Annotated in this window: 2 protein-coding genes (1 of these 2 cut by a window edge); both read right to left on the bottom strand. The window is 68.2% G+C overall.

What is annotated here, in order from left to right; genetic code table 11:
- Window positions 1-3,941, bottom strand: the beginning of a protein-coding gene (locus IBX22_RS14005) for a non-ribosomal peptide synthetase (RefSeq protein WP_194816021.1). It extends 21,622 nt beyond the left edge of the window; only the first 3,941 of its 25,563 coding nucleotides appear in the window; it begins with the start codon at window positions 3,939-3,941; its stop codon lies off the left edge, out of view.
- On the bottom strand, window positions 3,941-22,045 hold the full coding sequence (locus IBX22_RS14010) for a non-ribosomal peptide synthase/polyketide synthase (RefSeq protein WP_228538976.1): 18,105 nt from the start codon (window positions 22,043-22,045) through the stop codon (window positions 3,941-3,943). The genes IBX22_RS14005 and IBX22_RS14010 overlap by 1 nt, the downstream gene beginning before the upstream one ends.
- Window positions 22,046-22,378 lie beyond the last annotated feature (333 nt).

A 22,378-nucleotide genomic window follows, 5' to 3' on the forward strand; every position in this document is an offset into this window, starting at 1 on the left:
TCCGCGAGATCGAGGTCATCGACGTAATGCACCGGCACGGTCGTCGCGGCGGTGAATCCCGCAGTGCGCGTGGTCAATACGGAATGCGGCTGCGCGGTGTCGAGGATGTGTCCGATGCGTTCGGCCGGATGCGACGGATCAACCGGCACGTACGCGCCGCCCGCTCGCAGCACCGCGTACATGGCGACCACCAGCTCGATCGACCTCGGTATCGCCAGCACCACAAGGGCTTCCGGGCCGACGCCCGTCGCGATGAGCAGGCGGGCGAGCTGGTTCGCCCGATCGGAGAGTTCGCTATAGGTCAATCCGTCCCGCGGATCCGCGTCGGCCAGCAGCGCCACCGCCGTGGGAGTCCGCCGAACCTGATTGTCGAAACCCTCGTGCAAGAATCGGTCGGGTACCCGGTGCCCGCTGGCGTTCCAGCTGGCGGTGACGTAGTCGAGTTCACCCGCGTCCAGCAATTCGATATCGCCGACCACCGTGGCCGGGTCCGCGACCGCCGCGCGCAACAGTCGCAGGAATTTCGCGCTGAACTCGGTGACCGTCGCCGCATCGAACAGATCGGTGGCGTAGGTGAATTCGGCTCGGTAGCCGCCGTCATTGTCGGTGAGCGTCAGCTGCAGATCGAATTTCGAGAACCCGGACTCGAAATCGACCAGCCCTGTCTCCAGGCCCGGCAGCGCCAGGGCGACCGGAGCCATGTTCTGCATGAACAGCGCCACCTGGAACAGCGGATGCCGGGCCTGGGACCGGGCCGGGTTCAACGCTTCCACCAGCTGCTCGAACGGGATGTCGGCGTGCGCGAAGGCGCGCACGTCCCGCTCGCGGGCGTGCGCGACCAGGTCGGCGAAGGTGAGCGAAGGACGGACCTCGGTGCGCAGCACCAGGGTGTTGACGAACATGCCGACCAGGTCGTCGAGGGCCCGATCGCCGCGCCCGGCCACGGGCGTGCCGATGGCGATGTCGGTGCTGCCGGACAACCGGGCCAGCAGTGCGGCGAGCGCGGCGTGCAGCACCATGAAGGGCGTCGCACCGCAGCGCTGTGCGGTTTTGTCCACAGCTGTCCGCAGGCTCGCGTCGAGGGCGAAGGTGTGGGTGGCGCCCCGGTAGGAAACGGTGGCGGGCCGCGGCCGGTCGGTGGGCAACGTGAGCTCGGCGGGGAGTTCCGCCAATTCCGTCTGCCAGAAGGCGAGCTGGCGGGCGGTGGCCGAGTCCGGATCAGCTGTTTCGCCCAGGACGGCCTGCTGCCACAGCGCGTAGTCGGCGTACTGCACGGCCAGCGGTTCCCATGCGGGGAGCCGACCGCTCTCGCGCGCGGTGTACGCCGTGACCAGGTCCCGCATCAGCGGGCCCAGCGAAACACCGTCGGCGGCAATGTGATGCACGACGAACACCAGCGTGTGATCGTCGGCGGCACTGCGGAGCAGACGCACCCGCATCGGGATTTCCTCGGCGACATCAAAACCCTGTGTCGCAACTTCGAGTACGGCGGCGGTGAGCGCGTCGGCGGGTACGTCTCGCGGGGCCAGGTCGAAGGCCGGGTGCAACGCACGCACCACCTGCACGGGTCCCGCCGCGGTGTGCGGATATACCGTGCGCAGGATTTCGTGCCGGACCACCAGGTCGGTGATCGCCGCCGACAGCGCGGCGACATCCAGCGGGCCGCGCAGGCGCAGGGCCAGCGGAATGTTGTCCACAGCCGTGGTGTGCGCACCGGAGCCGTACCGATTCAGGAACCACATCCGCCGCTGCGCGGGTGACAGCGGAATCCGGTCCGGCCGGGCGGCGGCGACCAGCGGCGGGCGAGCCGCCGCGGTCCCGGCGCGCGCGGCGAGGGCCGACACCGTCGGCGTATCGAAGAAGTCGCGAACATCCACAGCCATCCCCAGGGCCGTGGAAACGCGGGCGATCACGCGGGTGGCGAGCAGCGAATTGCCACCCAGCGTAAAGAAGTTGTCGTCCGCACCGACCTGCGGCTTGCCGAGCAGATCCGCGAAAATCTCAGCCACCGCATGTTCGGCATCGGTTGCGGGCTCCCGGTATTCGACGGTGCTGTCCGCGAAGTCGGGTTCGGGCAGGGCGCGGCGGTCCAGCTTGCCGTTCGCGTTCAACGGCATTTCGCCGAGCACCTGCAGCAGCGCCGGCACCATGTACTCCGGCAGCTGCTTACGCGCCTCGTCCAGCACCGCGCCGGTGTCGAGCACCACGCCTGCGGCCGCCACCACGTAGCCGACCAGCTGGTCACCACCCGCGTGCCGATGCAGCGTCACAGCGGCCTGGGCGACCTGCCGGCTGCGGGAGAGTGCCGCCTCGACCTCCCCCAGTTCGATCCGCAGGCCACGCAGCTTCACCTGGAAGTCGGTGCGGCCCAGGTACTCCAATTCCGCGGGGCCGCCGTCCGGGTCGGTCACCCAGCGCGCCAGGTCACCGGTGCGATACATGCGATCGCCGGGCGCACCCTCCGGATTCGCCACGAAGCGATCCGCGGTCAGCCCGGGCCGCCCGACATAACCGCGGGCCAGTTGCACGCCCGATAGGTACAGTTCGCCGACTACACCGCCGGGCACCGGCCGCAGATTGTCGTCCAGGACAAGCAGTTCGGTGTCGTCGGCGGCGACGCCGATGGGCACGGTGGTGACGTCCTCTGCTGTCACCTCGTGCGCGGTGACGTCCACCGCCGCCTCGGTGGGGCCGTACAGGTTGTGCAGCGTCGCGCCGCTGACCTCCCGGAACGCGGCCGCCGTCGCGGCGGGCAGCGCCTCGCCGGAGGCGAACACCAGACGCAGCGGCTCAGCGGCTGCCTCCGCCTGCGGCTCGGCCACGAACACCGCGAGCATCGACGGCACGAAATGCGCGACGGTGACCTCGGTTTCGGCGATGGTGCGCGCCAGGTAGCCGGGGTCGCGGTGCCCGTCCGGCTCGGCGATGACCAGCCGCGCGCCGATCTGCAGCGGCCAGAAGAACTCCCACACCGACACGTCGAAGGTGAACGGCGTCTTCTGCAGGACCACATCGGTCTCGCGGAGCCGGTACATGCGCTGACGCCAGTGCAGGTTCGCGACGATCGAACGATGCGATACGGCTACGCCTTTCGGCCTCCCGGTCGAGCCGGAGGTGAAGATCACGTAGGCGATGTTGTCGGGATCCAGCACAGGCAGCGCTACGGAATCCGTATCCGTGTACTCGAATTCGTCGATATGCAGCACCGGCACGCCGACGGGCAGTGGCGGTTCGTCAGCAGTGGTGGTGAGCACCAGCACCGGAGCCGCCACCTCCAGCACATAGCCGATCCGCTCGGCCGGATGTTCCGGATCGATCGGAACGTACGCGCCACCGGCTTTGACGATCGCGTACATCGCGATCAACAGTTCGAACGATCGGCGCACCGCCAACCCGACCAGCGCATCCGGTCCGACACCAAGCTGCACCAGGTGGCGTGCCAGCGCGTCGACCTGAGCCTCGAATTCGGCGTAGGTCATTGTGGAGCCGCGGGATTCGAGCGCGACGGCGTCCGGTGTCCGGCGTACCTGCGCATCGAACTCGCTCACCAGTGTTTCGGCCGGAGCGAAGGTGGCCGCCAGCGCCGGGCCGGCCACTGTCAGCGCGTCGTCGAGGAGTGCGGTGAGCACCGCGCCGAGGGCTCCGTCGGTCGACTCCAGCAGCTCGGGCAGCTGACTCGACACGACCACGGACACCAGGACATCCGCGCCCAGCCCGCCGCCCATGGCCGCGCCCAGCACCGCGATCTCGGTGTGTAAGGCCGCATAGGTGAGCGCGGTGTCGCCGTGGCGCAACGCGACTCGGTCCGGCGCCAGCTCGGCGACGGTCGCGATGAGTCCGGGCAGGTCATCGAGGCCGTAGGCCCGCCGCAACGCCGGATGCGGGCGTGGCTCGATACGGGCGCCCTGGGCGCTGGAGGTGGCCGAATCCGTTTGCGACATCAGCTGTTTCCTTCCGAATCGATAACCCGCGCCGGCCGTGTGACCACGGCGTGCGCGTCGGCGAGCAAGGCGCGAGTGGCCTGCGCGAGGCCATCGCCACCGAGTGCGGCGAGAACACCAGGGACGAGCCCGGCGAGAGCGACATTGACGAGGGTTCCCGGGGTGGCCGCCGCGCCCATCGCCTTTGCGACGGTGCTGAGCTTCGCCGCCAGTTCGCGGTAGGACACCGTGCGCGCGCCGTGGGTAAACGCGACGCCATCAGGCGCGAAACCGGCTGCGGTAGAGACCAATTCGGGCAAGTCTGCGAGCGCCAGCTCCTGCTGTGCTGCTGCGGGCGCACCGCGCTCCGCCTCGGTACGAATGTCGATGGCCCGCACAGGGATTGCCGGCTCCGCGGCGATAGCGGCGCACACCAGCAGCAGCCGGTCGGCGTACAGCTGGATCGTCTGCGCGTCGAAAATGTCGGTCGCGAAACCGAACCGCATATCGAGGCCATCGCGGGCGCCGTCGGCGGTGAACCGTTCGATGCCGGTGAGATGCAGATCGAACTTCGCCTCCGCGAGAGCCAGATCCAGCACCTCCACCTCGAGACCGGGTAGTGCGATGCGCCCGGCAGCCAGGTTCTGGAAGGTGAACATCACCTGGAACAGCGGGGTGTAGGCGCTGGACCGCGCCCCGCCCAAGGCCTCGACGACCTGCTCGAACGGTAAGTCCGCGTGCGAGAGCGCGGCGAGATCCCGATCCCGGGCCTGCCGCAGCATTTCGGTGAAACCGGCGCGCGGATCGAGTTCCGTCCGCAGCACCACGGTGTTGACGAACATGCCGATCAGGTCGTCGAGCTCCTTCGCACCGCGACCGGCGACCGGGACGCCGATGGCGATGTCGGCGCTGCCCGAGAGCTTGGACAGCAGTACCGCGAAGGCGGCGTGCAGGACGGTGAACAGTGTGGTGCCGTGCGCGCGAGCGACGAGTGCGAGTCGCGCGGTGAGGTCCGCGTCGATCTCGAACTGCACTGCGGCACCGGTCGTCTCGCGGCGGGCCGGGCGGGGCCGGTCGGTGGGCAACGCCAAAACCTCCGGAAGTCCCGCCAGTTCCGTTGTCCAGTAGTGCAGTTGGCGGTTCAGCAGGCTTTCCGGGTCATCGGCGGAACCCAGCAGCGTCCGCTGCCAATCGCTGTAGTCGGAGTACTGGATATCCAGCGGCGGCCAGTCGGGAGCGCGGCCTTCAGCGCGTTCGGCATAGGCGACGATGAGATCCCGGGTCAGCGGCGCGACGGAGTATCCGTCGGCGCAAATGTGGTGCAGGACAACAACAAGAATCCACTCGGGCTGCGATTCGGCGTCGGCGATTTCGAAGAGTGCGACGCGGGCCGGAGGTGCGACTGTGACATCGAATCCGGCGTCGACGAACTCGCGGAGGCGCGCATCGATGGCATCGCGAGGCAGCTGGATCGGTGTCAGGTCGACTGTGGTGGCCGCAGGGGAAAGCACCTCTTGGACCGGGCCGTGCGCGGTGTCGGGATAGCGAGTGCGCAACGTTTCGTGCCGCGCGAGGAGATCCGCGAGAGCTGCGGTCAGTGCGCCCAGATCCAATGCTCCGGTGAGCCTGACGGCGGCCGGGATGTTGTAGGCCGAGGACTCCGGTGCGAGCCGGTTGACCACCCACATCCGCTGCTGCGCGGGCGCCAATGCGGCAGGCGCGGTCGTGGTGCGCGGGGCCAGCGCGGGACGGGCCTGCGCTGGGTCCAGGGCAGCGAGCCCGGCAGCCAGCGCCGCGACGGTCGATGCTTCGAAGACCGCCGCCACCGGCACCTGCGTGCCCAAGGCCGCCCCGAGGCGGGCGCTGAGCTTGGTCGCGAGCAGCGAGTTGCCGCCGAGTGCGAAGAAGTCGTCGTCGAGACCGACTTGCTCGCACCCGATCACCGCCGCGAAGGTTGCGGCCACCAACCGCTCCAGATGGGTTTCGGGGGCTCGGAATTCGGCCTCGGCGAACACTGGATCCGGCAACTGCGACCGATCGACTTTTCCGTTTACGTTGAGCGGCAACGACTCCAGCACCACTACCGCGGCGGGCACCATATAGCCCGGCAGTTCGGAAGCCACTGCCAGTCTCAAGTCCGGGACCGGGGAATCCTGCTGCGCGACTTCCACATACGCCACCAGCCGCACCCCGCGATGAGCCACAGCGACGGCGGCCCGCACCTGCGGCAGCCGCCGCAGCGCCGCCTCGACCTCACCGAGCTCGATCCGGAACCCACCGATCTTGACCTGGAAGTCGGCCCGCTCCAGGTACTCCAACGTCCCGTCGGCCCGCCACCGCACGATGTCGCCGGTGCGGTACATCCGCCCTGCGCCCGCGAACGGGTCGGCGACAAACCGATCCGCGGTCAGGCCCGCCCTGCCGTGGTACCCGCGCGCCAACTGCGCACCGGCCAGATACAGCTCTCCCGCGACACCCACCGGCACCGGCTGCAACCGGCTGTCCAGCACATACACTCGGCTGTTCCAAGCGGGCGCACCGATCGGCACCACGTGCACCGGCTCGTCCACGACCTCGTATGCGGTGATCGATACCGCGGCCTCGGTTGGTCCATACAGGTTGAAAAGTCGGGCACCTCGGATTTGTGCACAGGTGTCCACAGGCTTGCGTACGGGCAGTGCGCGGCGATTGCCCGACTCCCCGATCGGAATCGGCCTCGAGCTGGCCGAGTCCGGTCCCAACTCGGGGGCAGCGGATACCGAATCGGTGTATTCCGCGCGCTGATTCAGCTGCTGCGTGTCCTCGTTGCGCCGGTACTCGGCCAATCCGAGCAGCAGGTCCGCGGCTTGGTCGGCGGCTGCCTCCGCACCACTCAGGACTTTCGCCACGTCAGCGGGGGCAGCCTCGGCGGAAGCGCTCGACGCCTGCGGGTGCGTCGGGCGGCGCAGTAACTCCGTGGCCGTCGCCGGGGGCAGCGCTTCACCGATGGCGAGCACCCGGCGCAGCGTTGCGGGCAGCGGCGCATCCGGTGCGGCGGCCAGCAGCATTCCGATCAGGGAGGGCACGGCGTGCAGCACGGTGACGCCGTGGCGGGTCATCAGTTCGCGTAGTCGTTCGGGTTCGCGTTCGGTGCCGGGTGGGGTGACCACGAGGCGGCCGCCGGTGACCAGCGGAGACCAGAACTCCCAGACCGACAGGTCGAAGGTCGCGGGTGTTTTCAGCAGTACACAGTCGTTGCCGTTCAGGGCGAACTGTTCGCCCAGCCACGCCAGTTGGTTGACGATCGCCGAGTGCGGAACGGTGACGCCCTTCGGGACACCGGTCGATCCGGAGGTGAAGATCACGTAGGCCGGATGCTCCGGTCGTAGCGGGCGCATCCGTTCGCTGTCGCGAATCGGATCGGCGGCGATATCGCTCAGTGCGAGCTGATCGACTTCCCATGTCGGAACGGCGGTTTCGACCGGCAGGCCGTCGCGTGCGGTGGTGAGAATGCATGCGGGCGAAGCGGTGTCGAGGATGTGGGTGATCCGGTCGGCCGGATGGTCCGGGTCGATCGGGACGTAGGCGCCACCGGCGCGTACCACCGCGTACATGGCGACCACCAGTTCCACCGAGCGCCGCATGGCGAGGACGACGGTGGTTTCCGGGCCGACACCGGCACGGATCAGCGCACGCGCCAGCCGATTCACCGCGGCGTCGAAATCCTGGTAGCTGAGCCAGTTCTCTGTTGCCGCGTCGATGAGCGCCTTGGCGTGCGGGGAGCGTGCGACCTGTGCGTCGATCAGGTCGGCGAGGGTGGCGGGTTCGACCGGTTGTGCGGTGCGGTTCCATTCGTCGAGCAGCAGGGCGCGCGCGTGCGCCCCGAGCACGTCGAGGTCGCCGACAACGGTGTCCGGCTGTACCGCAACCGCTTCGAGCACTCGATGGAGCTGGTCGGCGATACGTTCGGCGGTGGCCGCTTCGAACAGGTCCGTCGCGTAGCCGAGGGCGAGTTCCATTCCCGCGGCGGACCCGTCCGGGTGGTAGTTGTCGACGGCGAACAGGTGCAGGTCGAATTGCGAGACGCCACTGTCGTATTCGAGGGCATGTACTTCGAGGCCCGGTAGTCGCAGCTCGCCGCGCTCGTGGTTCTGGAACGAGTAGCCGACCTGGAACAGCGGATGGCGCGCGGTGGACCGTTCCGGATTCAGCACTTCGACCAGCCGTTCGAACGGCACGTCGGCATGCGCGAACGCCGCCACGTCACCGGTCCGCGTGCGTGCCAGCAGTTCCGCGAAGGTGCCGGCCCCGTCGACCTGGGTGCGCAGCACGAGGGTGTTGACGAACATGCCGATCACGTCGTCCAGTTCCGCGGCGCCACGTCCGGCGATCGGGGTGCCGACCGTGATGTCGCCGGTGCCCGTCAACCGGCTGAGCAGCGCTGCGAACGCGGCATGCACAACCATGAACAGCGTTGCGCCACTGCGCTGCCCGAGCCCGACGAGGGCCGCGTGCAGCTCGGCTTCGATGGCGAGCTCGACCTTCTTGCCGCGCAAACTTTGCCGAGCCGGGCGGGGATGATCGGTGGGCAGCGCCAGCTGATCGGGCAGCCCGGCCAGCGCCTCGGTCCAGTATTCGATCTGGCGGGCGGCCAGTGATTCCGGATCGTCCTCGGTGCCGAGCAGCCTCCGCTGCCACAGCGCGTAATCGGCGTACTGCACAGCCAGCGGCGACCACCCGGGAGCGTCGCCGTCGCGATGCGCGGTGTAGGCGATCATGAGGTCGCGAACGAACGGCGCGATGGAGGACCCGTCGGCAGCGATGTGATGCAGGACGGCTGCCAGCACGAATTCCGCTGCGCCGGTACGGAACAGCCGCATCCGCAGCGGCACCTCTGCGGTGACGTCGAAGGTCGCGGCGGCCAGCTGCTGGATCTGTTCCAGCAGTTCGGTTTCGGTGACGTCGACCGGGTCCAGCTCCGGAACAGCTTGCGCCGCAGCCACGATCACCTGGGTCGCGTCGCCGTCGATCTCCGGATACCGGGTCCGCAGCGACTCGTGCCGGCCGATCACATCCGCGATCGCGGCCCGCAACGCGGCGAGATCCACCGCGCCCGTCAGCCGCAACGCCATCGGAATGTTGTAGGCGATCGAATCGCGGTCGAACCGATTCAGGAACCACATCCGCTGCTGCGCCGGTGACAGCGGCAACGTGTCGGGCCGGGCGCCGGCGACCAGCTCGGGCCGCGGTTCGGTCGCGTTCGCCGTGACCAGGGCGGCGAGGTCGGTGACACGCGAGGCCTCGAACAGTATGCGCACCGAGACGGACCGTCCCAGCGCCGCGCCGATCCGGGCTACGGCCTTGGCGGCAAGCAGGGAGCTCCCCCCGAGGGTGAAGAAATCGTCGTCGGCGCCGACGCGATCGGCGGACCCGAGAACCTCGGCGAAAACCGCGGCGACGATCTCCTCCGCCGGTGTGCGCGGCGCGCGGTAGGTTGTTCCCTCGAAAGCCGGTGCGGGCAAAACCGCACGATCCAGTTTCCCGTTGACGGTCAGCGGGATTCGATCCAGCACCACGACGGCGGCCGGCACCATGTGCTCGGGCAGCACCCGGCCCAGATCCTTGCGCAGCCGCACGGTGTCGAGTGCTCCGGCAACGACGTAGGCGACCAGGCGCGGCTCGTCCACCAGATCGGTGCGGACCACCACCGCCGCTTCCCGCACCGTCGACGCGGTGCCCAGCAGGGCCGCTTCGATCTCGCCGAGTTCGATCCGGTAGCCACGCAGATTCACCTGCTGATCGGCGCGGCCCAGATATTCGAGGTCGCCCGTGGCGGTCCAGCGGGCCAGGTCACCAGAACGGTAGGCCGCCGTCCCGGCCGCCCCGTACGGATCGGCGACGAACCGGGTCGCGGTGAGCGCGGGGCGTCCGAGGTAGCCACGCGCCAATTGACCGCCGGAAACGTAGATTTCGCCGGGCACACCCACGGGCACCGGCCGTAGCCGGGAATCGAGGACCCGGACCACCAGACCCGGTATGGCACTGCCGATCACGCTCGCCGAGCCGGTGCCCGGTTCGATCGACCGGTACGACACGTGCACCGTCGTCTCGGTGATGCCGTACATGTTCACCAGTCGCGGCTGGTCCGGATACCGCTCGAACCAGGCGGCCAAGCGTTGGGGATCCAATGCCTCACCGCCGAAAATGACTGCGCGCAACGCATATTCGGCAGGAGCAGCGTCCGTGTCCGCGGCGATCAATTGATAGAAGGCCGAAGGCGTCTGGTTGAGCACGGTCACGCGCTCCGCGACCAGCAATTCCCGGAACTGCTGCGGCGATCGCGAAGTGAAGTAGTCGACGACGACCAGCCTGCCGCCGTACAGCAGCGCACCCCACAGCTCCCACACCGAGAAGTCGAAGGCGTACGAGTGGAACATGGTCCACACATCCATCGCGCCGAAGTCGAAGTGCCGCTGAGTGTTGTCGAAGAGCCGCACCACATTCCGGTGCGGAACGACAACCCCCTTCGGCCGACCGGTGGAGCCGGAGGTGTAGATGACATAGGCGGTATTCGCCGGATGCAGCGGCGCGCGGCGCTCCGCATCGGACAGTGGTGCGGCATCGAGGGTTTCGAGGTCGGTGACGTCCAGGTCGATCACCGGGCCGCCGAACCAATCACGTGGAAGACCGGTCGCGGCGCTGCCGATCGCGCAGATCGGACGAGCGTCGTCGAGCACGTACTCGATCCGGTCAGCGGGGTAGTTCGGATCGATGGGCAGGTAACCGCCGCCCGCCTTGACCACCGCGAGCAGCGCGACGACCAGCTCGGCGGTGCGCGGAAGTGCCACCGCCACCAGCATTTCCGGACCTACGCCCGCGGCGGTCAATTTGCGAGCGAGCCGGTTGGACCGGGCATCGAGCTCGGCGTAGGTGAGCACGACATCTCCGGCCCGGACCGCGACGGCGGCCGGGTCGAGCAGTGCGGAGCGGGCGAACCGATCGGCGAGCGTCTCCCGCACCACCGCGCTGTCCAGGTCGGCGCCGGCCCATTCGTACAGCGCCCGCTGCTGCTCCTCGCCACTGAGCAACTGGATATCCCCGACCACCACGGTCGCGTCGGCGGCGATGGCGGCCAGCACCTGAGTGAAGCGCCGGGCCAGTACCGCGACCGAGTCGGCGTCGAAAAGATCGGTGGCGTAGGTGATTTCGATATCCATGCCGTCGGCGCGACCGTCCGCGTCGTCGGATTCCAGCACCGTGAACTGGAGGTCGAATTTCGCTGCCGCCGTGTCGAAGTCGTGCGGCGCGACGGTCAGGTTGTCGAGTTCGAGCCGGGGCAGGGTGAAGTTCTGGAAGGTCAGCGCTACCTGGAACAGCGGATGCCGGTTCCGTGCGCGGGCCGGCGCGAGCGCGTCGACCAGCCGCTCGAACGGGATGTCCGCATGCGACAGGGCATCCAGGTCCTGAGCGCGCACCGTGTCGAGCAAGGTCTCGAACCGCGCCCTCGGATCGATCTGAGTTCGCAGCACCAGGGTGTTGACGAACATCCCGACCAGCTGATCGAGCGCGGCCTCACCGCGCCCCGCCACGGGCGTACCGATGGCGATATCGCCGCTGCCGGACAACCGGGCCAGCAGCACCGCGAGCGCGGCGTGCACGGTACTGAACAGCGTCGCTTCTCGTTTACGGGCCAGCTCTCGCAGTTCACCGTGCAGATCGGAGTCGATCCGCAGCCGGTGGGTCGCGCCACGGAAGGTGGTCTCGGCGGGACGCGGGTGGTCGGCGGGCAGCTCCAGCTGGTCGGGCAGACCGGCCAGGGTCCGCCGCCAGAATTCCAGCTGCCGATGCGCGGAGGTGCCCGGTTCGGTGTCGGAGCCGAGGGTTTCGGCCTGCCAGAGGGTGTAGTCGGCGTACTGCACCGGCAGCGGGTCCCACTGTGGTGCCACACCCGTACGCCGGGCCGCATAGGCGGTCATGAGGTCGCGGGCCAGCGGTGTGAGTGAAACACCGTCGGCGGCAATGTGATGCAGGACCAGCAGGAGCACGTGGGCTCCGGGCTCGGCCATGCTGAACAGGTGCGCTCGAAGTGGTGTCTCGCGACTCAGGTCGAATGGGGTTGCTACACAGGCAGATAGTTGAGGGCCGAGGTCTGCCGGAGAAATCTCGACGCGCTGGAGGTCGGAGATATGCTGCTGCGCAGGCAGAATGATTTGCTCCGCGCCGTCCGGGCCCTCGCGATAGACCGTCCGCAACGTCTCGTGGCGCGCAACCAGATCGTCGAGCGCAGCCGTGAGTGCCGCGATATCCAGATCGCCGGTGAGCCGCAGTGCGACCGGGATGTGGTGCACCGCATCGCCGGGCCCGCTGTCGCTGCCCGTCAGGAAGCGGTTGAGGAACCACATCCGCTGCTGGGCCGCCGACAACGGAATCCGCTCCGGCCGTTGCCGCGCCGCCAAAGCCACGCGCCCGCTCCCCTGCCGCGCCGCGGCCCGGGCGGCCAGTTCAGCCACCGTCGGCGCCTCGAACAGCACCCGCACAGGCAGCTGCGCGTCCAGCGCGGCGCCGACCCGGGCCACCACCTGGGTCGCGGTCAGCGAATTGCCGCCCAGGGCGAAGAAGTCGTCATCCAGGCCCACGCTGTGGGTGCCGGGCAGGCCCAGAACCTCGGCGTAGATCGCCGCCACGGCCGCCTGCGTCGCGGTCACCGGCTCCCGGAAAGCCGCGATCTCGACGGCCGGCGCGGGTAGCGCTTTCCGGTCGAGCTTGCCGGAGGAGTTGAGCGGGAACTCGTCGAGGATGGTGATCACCGACGGGACCATGTAAGAGGGCAATGCCCGAGACACATGGCGGCGCAGAACTTCTGATAGCACCGGCTCGGCCACGTCAGCCGTAGCGGTGACGTAGGCGACCAGCTGGTCCCCGTGCGAGGTGGCGGCAATGATCGCCGCCACCTGGGAGACACCTGGCACCGAGGCGAGCACGGCCTCGATCTCGCCCAGCTCGATGCGCTGTCCGCGCAGCTTCACCTGAAAGTCGGTGCGGCCGAGATACTCCAGCTCACCGTTCGCACGCCACGTCACCAGGTCACCCGTGCGATACATGCGCTCGCCGAACCGGAAGGGACTGGCTACGAAACGATCTCCGGTCAGGTCAGGTCGCCCGACGTAGCCGCGCGCGAGCTGCGCGCCTGCCAGGTACAACTCACCGGGGACGCCGACCGGTACCGGCCGCAACCGGCTGTCCAGCACGAACACCTGGGTGTTGAACACCGGGACGCCGATCGGAACGGTGTGTGCGTCGGTGTCACTCACCTCGTGGCTCGTGACGTCGACGGCGGCTTCGGTCGGGCCGTACAAGTTGTGCAACCGCGCACCGGTGAGGCGGCGCAAAGTTTGCGCCGGGCCCGGCGGGAGCGCCTCACCCGAGGCGAACACGAGACGCAGCGAATAGCACAGTGCGACAGCGGGTTCCGCCACAAAGACCGCGAGCATCGAAGGCACGAAATGCGCGACCGTGATTCTCGCGTCGGTGATGACGTCGACCAAGTAAGCCGGATCCCGGTGCCCATCGGGTTTCGCGACAACCAGCCGCGCACCGATCTGCAACGGCCAGAGCAACTCCCACACCGACACATCGAAGGTGACCGGCGTCTTCTGCAGCACCACGTCGGCTTCCGTCAACCCATAGGTGTCCTGCATCCAGACCAGACGGTTGACGATCGCCCGATGCGAAACCGCGACACCCTTCGGTTTGCCCGTGGATCCGGAGGTGAACAGCACATACGCGGTGTTCTCGGGATCGAGTGCGCCGAGCCGTTCGCCCTCGGTCAGGGGCGCATCCGAGTATCCGGTGATGTCGAACTGATCCACATCCAGTACGGCCCACATCTTCGAATGCGTCTCGCCAGCAGCGAGTTCCAGTCCATCGCTGCTACGGGTCAGCACACAGACCGGGTCCGCGCTGTCCAGCACATGCGCGATCCGCTCGCCCGGGTGCTCCGGATCCACCGGCACATACGCACCACCGGCGACCACTACGGCATGAATCGCGACCAGCAGATCCAGCGACCGATGCATGGCCACGGCTACGGTGCTGTCCGGCCCGACCCCGATGGAGATGAGCAACCGCGCCAGCCGATGCACCCGGCCCGCGAACTCCGCATAGGTGAGCTCGTCACCCTCGAACGCGACCGCCACCGCCTCCGGACTCCGCCGCACCTGCGCCTCGAACAACGACACCAAAGTCGCTGCCGGATCGACCGCATGCGCCGTGTCGTTCCAGGTCTCCAGCACCAGCGTCCGCTCGGCCGCCGACAACAGCTCGATGTCGCCCACCGCCCGCCGCGGATCAGCACACACCGCGTCCAGCACCCGCAGCAGCCGCCCCGCGAACGCGGCAACGGTGCCGGCGTCGAACAGATCGGTCGCGTACTCGAAGACGGCGTCGAGTCCCGCATCCGCCTCCCGGACCGTCAGCTGAAGATCGAATTTCGCTGTGCCGGTGTCGATCTCCATCTGGTCGGCAGTGATACCGGCCAGCTCGAGCGAAGTCCGCGCGGTGTTCTGAAAATCCAGCATGACCTGGAACAGCGGATGCCGCGCCGCCGTCCGCTCCGGCGCGAGTACCTCCACCAAGCGCTCGAACGGCACATCCGCGTGCGCGAACGCCGCCAGATCCCGATCCCGCACGGCCGCAACCAAGTCGGCGAACGAATCCTCAGCCCGAACCTCGGTGCGCAACACCAGCGTGTTGACGAACATCCCGACGAGCCCGTCCAGGCTCTGATGGCCACGCCCGGCCACCGGTGTACCGATCGCAATGTTCTGCTGCGCAGACAGTTTCGCCAACAACGTGGCGAAGGCAGCGTGCAGCACCATGAACAGCGAGGCATTCGCCCCCTCGGCCAGCGCACGCAACCGCCGATTCGTTTCCGCCGAAATTGCGAACGAGTACCGCGCACCCAGCCCCGACGCCACGGCGGGCCGCGCCCGATCCACAGGCAGTGCCAGCACCTCGGGCAGCCCGTCGAGTTCGGCAGCCCAGTACCGAACCTGCTGGGCGATAAGCGAATCCGAATTCGACTCGCTCCCGAGCACCTCTCGCTGCCACACCGTGTAGTCGGCATACTGCACCGGCAGCACGTCCCAACTCGGCGCCTCCCCCACACACCGCGCCGCATACGCGACCATCAAATCCCGAGTCAACGGCGCGATCGACCAACCGTCCGCCGCAATGTGGTGCATCGACACCACCAGCACATGGACGTCGACGCCAGCGGAATCCACCGGACCGAACCGCACATTCGCAGCAGCCACCGACTGCGAACCCGGGGACCCCGTCGTCTGTAGATCGACGGCCATTGCATCGGCCGCGACCTCTGCTGCGGACTCGACAGATTCGGCCAGCGGGCATGCGTCGGCACAGTGCAGCAATGTCAGCCGGATCGGTGGCTGCTCGTGCACCGCGAAAGGTTCTGCGGCGAACGCGCGGATCCACGCGGGCAGTTCGGTGCTGGACACTTCTTCGGGCTCGAGTTCGATCCACACCTGGTCGGCGGGCAGCACCTCCTGGTGCGGGATGCCGTCGACTGCGGGGTATCTCGTGCGAAGCGCCTCGTGCCTTGCGAGAACGTCGGCGACCGCCGCGGCCAGCGCTGCCAGGTTGAGGGTGCCGGTGAGCCGCACTGCGGTGGCGAGATTGTTGGCCGAGGAGTCGGCGTCGTATTGGTTCAGGAACCACATGCGCTGCTGGGCGTAGGACAGTGGAACCCGCTCGGGACGTTTACCTGGCATCAGCGGGATTCGGGGCCGACCTGACCTGGCACCCGGTAGTCGGGCAGCCAGCGCGCCGACCCTCGGGTGCTCGAACAACATCCGCACCGGCACATCGGCATCGATCGCATCGGCGATGCGGGCCACGATCTGGGTAGCGACGAGGGAATTGCCGCCCAGGGCGAAGAAGTCGTCGTCCAGTCCGACCTGCTGTACGCCGAGGGCCTGGGCGAACACCTCGGCAACAACTCGTTCGGCGCGGGTAGTCGGTGCTCGAAACTCTTTGGTGGCCAATACCGGATCTGGCAGCGCGTTCCGGTCGAGCTTGCCGGAGCTGGTCAACGGAAAGGTATCGAGCGCCACATAAGCCGAGGGCACCATGTACGAGGGCAGCACGGCCCGCAGGCGCTGATCCAGCAGCGCGGACAGATCCGGTTCCGCAAGTGTGGATTCCACGTACCCGACGAGCATTTCCCCTGCGGCTCCGGCGAATACCCGTACCGCTGCGGCCCGCACACCCGGGGCAGCCCGCAGCGCGGCCTCGATCTCGCCGAGTTCGATCCGCTGACCACGCAGTTTCACCTGAAAATCACTGCGCCCCAGGTACTCCAGCACACCGTCCCGGTTGCGCCGCACCAGATCGCCGGTTCGGTACATCCGCGCCCCGGCGGGCCCGTAGGGATCGGCAACGAATCGCTCGGCCGTCAGCTCCGCCCGGCCGTGGTACCCACGGGCAACTTGCACACCCGCCAGGTACAGCTCACCGACCACCCGATCAGGCACCGGCCGCAACCGCGCATCCAGCACCAGCGCCCGGCTCTCGTCGACCGGCCGTCCGATCGGAACCGGTCCGTTGTCCGCGCTGTCGACCGGAGCGTGTGTCGCGTGGACCGTGAACTCCGTCGGCCCGTAGAGGTTGTACAGGCGTGCGGCGCTGACCTCGGCAAACGCGGCCGCGGCAGCACCGGTCATCGCCTCACCGGCGACGAGAACCGTTCGTAGCGAGCTGATCCGCTCGGCGTCCACCGCTGCCGCGAATACCGACAACATCGACGGTACGAACGAGGTCATCGTCACCGTGTGCGCGTCGATCGTCTCTGCCAGATACGCGCTGTCGCGATGCCCGTCATGCTCGGCGACGACCATCCGGGCCCCGGACACCAACGGCGCGAACAACTCCCACACGGACACATCGAAAGTCGCAGGCGTCTTGAACAACACCACATCGGGCTCGCCGATGCCGTACTCCCCGACGATCCACCGAATCTGGTTTGCCAGCGCATTCCGCTGTACGGCAACCCCTTTCGGCTGCCCGGTCGATCCAGAGGTAAAGATCACGTACGCGGCGTTGCTCCGCCGCGCAGGTCGTGCAAGCTCCGAATCAAGAACAGGCCTGGACGAGTACCCCGCGAAATCGATCGAATCGATCTCGATGACCGGTGCACTCGCTTCGCCGGACCAGCCATCAGCCGAGCGCGTAAGTACGCACACCGGCGCGGCCGTCGACACCACGTGCGCGAGCCGGGTGCGAGGCTGATCCGGGTCTACCGGAACGTAGGCCCCGCCCGCGGTGAGCACCGCATAGGCGGCGATGACGAACTCCGCCGAACGCCGCATTCCGAGTACCACCCGCGCTTCCGGCCCGACACCCGCATCGATCAGCACGCGAGCGAGCCGGTTCACCTCGGCGGCGAACTCCGCATAGGTCAGCGCCTTTTCACCATCGATAACAGCGACCGCATCCGGCGTCCGGCGCGCCTGCGCCGCGAACGCTTCGACCACATCGCCGCACCCGTCATTCCGGCGCAGGCCGGAATCCCGGGTCGCGGCAGAACCCGACTCGACCGCCCGCGACTGTTCCGCGGCATCGAGAAGTGGCAGATCACCTACCGGAACTTCAGGATCCGCGACGATGGCTCGCAGCAGCACCGTGAACCACCGCGCGAACCCCGCAACCGTCGCCGCATCGAACAAATCGGTGGCATAGGAGAGTTCGGCGGGAACCTTCGCCGGTGCCGAACCTTCCCTGTGCCCGGCACCGGCGAAGCCATCAGTGACCGTGAGTTGTAGGTCGAACTTGGTCACTCCGGTGTTCACACTACTGGTGGAGACCGACAAGTCGGGCAAATCGAAACGGATTGCCGCCGCGGTATCGATGGCGAGCATGACTTGGAACAGCGGATGCCGGGCCTGGGAGCGGACCGGGTTGATGGCCTCGACCAGCTGCTCGAATGGCAATTCGGCATGCTCGAAGGCGGCAAGATCACTGTCGCGTACCTGCCGCAGCAGTGCCGAGAACGGCGCGGCCGGATCGATCGGCGTGCGCAGCGCCAGGGTGTTCACGAACATCCCGATCAGCTCGTCCAGCGCCCGCTCGCCCCGGCCCGCGACCGGGGTCCCGATGACGAGGTCGGCACTGCCCGATATCCGCGACAGCAGCGCCGCAAACCCCGCGTGCAGCACCATGAACGGCGAAAGATTGTGGGCTCGAGCCAGATCCGCGATACCGGCCACCACGGGTTCCGGTAGCTCGAATCGATGCACCCCGCCGCGTCCAGAAGCGACCGCCGGACGTGGCCGGTCGGCGGGCAGATCCAGCTGGTCCGGCGCACCGGCCAGCGCGGCGGTCCAGAATTCCAGCTGCCGGGAAATCATCGATTCCGGGTCGTCTGCCGCACCGAGCAGTTCCCGCTGCCACAGGCTGTAATCCGCGTACTGCACCGCAAGCGGCGACCACTGCGGCGCACGACCGGAATGCCTTGCGCCATAGGCGATCATCACCTCGCGCGCCAGTACGGGCAGTGAAAGCCCGTCGGCGGCAATGTGATGCAGCACGAGCGCGAGCGCGCAGCTGCCGTCGCCGACGGTGAAAATCCGCGCCCGGATGGGGATCTCGCATTCGAGATCGAACGCGGCAGCGCCGAACGCCGTCAGTCGCCGCTCGAGTTCCCCGGCTTCGACGGCTACCGGCTCCCCGATCAGCACGGTCTCGGCGAGCACCACCTGCTGAGCGAAACCCGCCTCGGACGCACTGACCGCCGGGAAGACCGTGCGCAGCACCTCATGCCGCGCCACCACGTCCTCCAGCGCGGCCCGCAGCGCGTCCACATCGGCCGCGCCCCGCAGACGCACCACGAACGGCATGTTGTAGTCGGCGCCGCCCTCGAACCGGTTCAGGAACCAGATCCGCTGCTGCGCCGGTGACAGTGGAACCAGCGGCGGCCGCGGCCGTGACCGCAGGAGCACGACATCGCTGCCGCCGCTGGTTCCCTGGGCCCGCTCGATCAGTCCGGCGAGTTCGGCCACCGTGGTGGCGCCGAACAATTCGCGAACTCCGAGCCGGCATCCCAGGTCGGCGCCCAACCGCGCCGAGACCTGGGTGGCCATCAAACTGTTTCCGCCCAGGGCGAAGAAGTCGTCATCGCGCCCGACCCGTTCCCGGCCGAGCACCTCACCGAAGACCCGCGCCACCGCGTGCTCGGTAGGCGTCGCGGGCGCACTGTATTCCGCGGATACCGGTCCGGGGGCCGGTAGGGCGGCGCGATCCAATTTGCCGGAGGCGTTCACCGGCAAGGCGTCGAGCACCACGAACGCGGCGGGCACCATGTAGGCGGGCAGCGCGCGAACGGCCGCGGCCCGCAACCGCGGCACCTCGACCGCCCCCACCACATAGGCGACCAACTGCTCATCGCGCACCACGGCGACCGCGCGCACCACGGCGTCGACCGCCCCGAGCACGGACTCGATCTCCCCGAGCTCGATCCGCAACCCGCGCAGCTTGATCTGGAAGTCGGTGCGCCCCAGGTATTCCAGTTCCCCGCGCGGCGTCCAGCGCACCAGATCCCCGGTGCGGTACATCCGCACACCGTCCCCGAACGGGTCGGCGACGAACCGCTCGGCGGTCAGCGCGGGCCGCGCCACGTAACCCCGGGCGAGCTGTACCCCCGACAGATACAGCTCACCCGGAGCTCCGACCGGGACCGGCCGCAGGCCGCTGTCCAGGACGTACACCCGAGTGTTGAACACGGGCGCGCCGATCGGCACCACGCGGGTATCGGCGTCGGTCACCTCGTGGAAGGTGACGTCGACCGCGGCCTCCGTGGGACCGTACAGGTTGTGCAGCCGCGCCCCCGTCAGCACCCGTAGCCGTTGGGCGAGCGCGGCGGGCAGCGCCTCCCCGGACGCGAACACCATCCGCAAGGGGGTGTCCTGTGGGCTCTCTTGCCGCGCCAGGAACACCTCCAGCATGGCGGGCACGAAATGCGCGGTGGTGACGCCGTATTCGGCGATCACCGCACGCAGATAGGCCGGATCCCGGTGCCCGTCCGGCTCGGCCAGCACCAGGGTGGCGCCGATCTGCAAGGGCCAGAAGAACTCCCACACCGACACATCGAAAGTCGCGGGCGTCTTCTGCAACACCACGTCGTCGGCCCGCAGCCGGTAGGCGTGCTGCATCCAGACGAGCCGGTTCACGATCGCCGCATGACTGACCGCGACACCTTTCGGCAGGCCGGTCGATCCGGAAGTGAAGATGACGTACGCCGGGTGCGCGGGCCACAGTGCGGTGCTGCGTTCCCGCTCCCACACCGGCCCGTCCGCGTATCCGGAAAGGTCCAGGTCATCGAGCACAACGGCACCCGGCAGCAGCTCGGCTGCGGCGGCCAGCACACAGGCAGGCCGCGCCGTATTCAAGATGTGCGCGGTCCGTTCCGCCGGATGATCCGGATCCAACGGCAGATAGGCCGCTCCGGCCGCGAGGGTCGCGTACATCGCGACCACCAAGTCCACCGACCGCCGCAGGTGTATGGCGACCAGCGTCTCCGGCCCGGCGCCACGCTCGATCAGATAGCGGGCCAGCCGATTACTGCGCCCGGCCAGCTCCCGATAGCTCACCGCTTCCGATCCGAACCGCAGGGCGACCGTTTCCGGCGTCCGCGTCACCTGCGCCTCGAACATCGAAACCAGGGTCGCCGCGGCACTTCCCGGGAACTCGAACCCGGTCGCGTTCCACAGCCGGGTGCTCACCTCGACCTCGAGTTCGGTCGCGACATCCACGGCGCCGAGGGGTGTCTCGAGCCCGGCTTCGACGAGCCGTTCCAGATACCGCAGGAACCGGGAGTGATGCCGAGCCAGGTCCTCGGGGTCGTACAGATGCGGGTTCGCCTCGAAATCAACGTGCACACGGTCGCGTTCGCCGTAATAGACGTTGAGGCTCGAGTCCTCCACCGGCCCGGTGGACAGCACGTGATAACGCCCGACGGTGCTGCCGAGCGTCAGATCGCGCTGGAACAGCATGATGTTGGCCAGCGGCCCGAACAGCCCCCGGTGCGCCGGCCGCCCGTCGTGCGCGGCGTCGCGCCGGATGTCCTCGTGCCGATACCGTTGATGCCGGAGCGCCCCCGCCAGCTCCACCCGCGTCGCCCGCAGCACCTCGGCCCAGCGCACCGCGCGCCCCACCCCGACGCGCAGCGGCACAATATTCGACAGCATGCCCGCCGACCGCCGCATCGCCGCGGTGGTCCGCGCCGACACCGGCAGACTGAGCACCACGTAGTCACGATCGGTGAACCGGCCCAGATAGCTGGCATAAGCCGCGAGCAGCACCACCGCGATCGTGGAATCCTGGCTCGCGGCAAGCGCGTTCATCCGCTCGACCAGATCCTCCGGCAGGGCGCGGCCGACGATCAGGTTGGTCGCCGCGCGCGGCGCGCTGCGCCCGTCGAGGCTGGTGACCGCGTCCAGTCCGGCGACCCGCTGGGCCCAGTGCGCCCGATCCGCCTCGAATCGGGCGCTCTCCCGGTAGGCCAGCTCGCCGTGGACCAATTCGGCCAGCGGCGCGGGCCGCACCGGCTCGACCTCGGTGCCGAGCACCCGCGCGGTGTACCGCTCGGCCACCCGCATCGTGTTGGTGAGCGCGCCGTACCCGTCGAGCACCAGGTGGTGCGCCCGCAGGTACCAGAACCAGCGCTGCTCCCCCACCCGCAGGATCGCCCCCGCGAACAGCCGGTCCCGGACGAGATCGATCGGTGCGCTCGACTCCGCCCGCATCCAATCCTGGGCGGCGACAGCGGGATCCAGGTGCTCCCGGAGGTCGATCAGCGGCATCTCGACCGTGAGCTCACGATCGAAGCACTGATACGGCTCTCCGTCGGACTCGCCGAGCCAGACCATAGTGGATTGGTACTCCAGCGCCGCATCCCGCGAAATCTCTTGCAGCGCCGCCACATCCAGCTCACCACGGACATCCACGTACTGCGCGATATTGATCGGGACCTCGGGCTCGAGCAGCTGCGCGTACCAGAGGCCGAGCTGCGCGGGAGCCAGCGGAAACCGCTCTGACGCGGCCGGTTCGGGTGTGGGCCCACCCAACTCCATACCGGGCACCAGAACCTCCTTCTTTCGGGCAGCGCGAACCAGAGGCTCGAAGCCTCGTGGCACCACAGATATTTCGGGGAGAGCGCGGGACTTCCAGAGTCACCAGCGCTGGATTCCGTTCCTTCAACTCGGTCGCTAGCGACTGCTTGCCAGGTCGCTCGAAATGGTCAGCCGCGGCCGGTTCCGTTGCCGCGACGGTGTTTCCTGCATCACACGCATGTTCTGCGCAAACCGAACATTAGGCCCTTCGTGAATAAAAAGGAACAAAATACAACAAAATATTCTGGTCAGTTGTCCAGTGGCCGGAAGCGGCGGAAAAACCAGGGCATGACA

The sequence above is a fragment of the Nocardia sp. XZ_19_385 genome, assembly GCF_015355755.1.
Lineage (GTDB): Bacteria > Actinomycetota > Actinomycetes > Mycobacteriales > Mycobacteriaceae > Nocardia.